This window comes from Cecembia lonarensis LW9, from assembly GCF_000298295.1.
Taxonomy (GTDB): Bacteria; Bacteroidota; Bacteroidia; order Cytophagales; family Cyclobacteriaceae; genus Cecembia; species Cecembia lonarensis.
On record NZ_AMGM01000229.1, the window covers coordinates 1 to 936 of the forward strand.

General features: G+C 58.1%; 1 protein-coding gene. It reads left to right on the plus strand.

Going from position 1 to position 936, the window contains the following annotated elements; all coding sequences use genetic code 11:
- Positions 1-888 (plus strand): ribonucleotide reductase barrel domain-containing protein (locus B879_RS23905; RefSeq protein ID WP_040401560.1); only part of this gene is annotated, 888 nt, incomplete at its 5' end.
- Positions 889-936 lie beyond the last annotated feature (48 nt).

Genomic DNA, 936 nt, shown 5'->3' on the forward strand with positions numbered 1-936 from the left:
GGTTCGATGAACATCGCCAAGGCGATGGACGGCAAGAACCTCGCTGGTTCCATCGAGACCGCCATCCGCGCCCTGTCGGCAGTGTCCGACATGTCGTACATCAACTCGGTGCCTTCGATTGCCCAGGGCAACGCCAAGACCCACGCCATTGGCCTGGGGCAGATGAACCTGCACGGCTACCTGGCTCGCGAACGCGTCTACTACGGTTCGGAAGAGGGGTTGGACTTCACCAACATCTACTTCTACACCGTGGTCTTCCACGCGCTGCGTGCTTCGAACCTGCTGGCCATCGAGAAGAACGAAACCTTCGAGGGCTTCGCTGACTCGAAGTATGCCTCGGGCGAGTTCTTCGACAAGTACACCGATCAGGAATGGGTTCCCGCCACCGAGCGTGTACGTGAACTCTTCACCGGCATCGACATCCCTACCCAGGACGACTGGCGTGCGCTGAAGGCTTCCATAATGGAGCACGGCATCTACAACCAGAACCTGCAGGCTGTCCCGCCGACCGGCTCGATCTCCTACATTAACAACTCGACCTCCTCGATCCACCCGGTGGCAGCGAAGATCGAGATCCGCAAGGAAGGCAAGATCGGCCGCGTGTACTACCCGGCTCCGTACCTGACCAACGACAACCTGGAGTACTACCAGGATGCGTACGAAATCGGTTACGAGAAGGTCATCGACACCTACGCGGTCGCCACGCAGCACGTTGATCAGGGTCTGTCCCTGACCTTGTTCTTCAAGGACACCGCCACCACGCGTGACATCAACAAGGCTCAGATCTACGCATGGCGCAAGGGCATCAAGACGCTCTACTACATCCGTCTGCGTCAGATGGCTCTCGAAGGTACCGAGGTTGAGGGCTGCGTTTCCTGCGCACTCTAAGAGCTGCTGATTTACCACCGGTTGTCAGTTAGCGATAGCGTGACAATC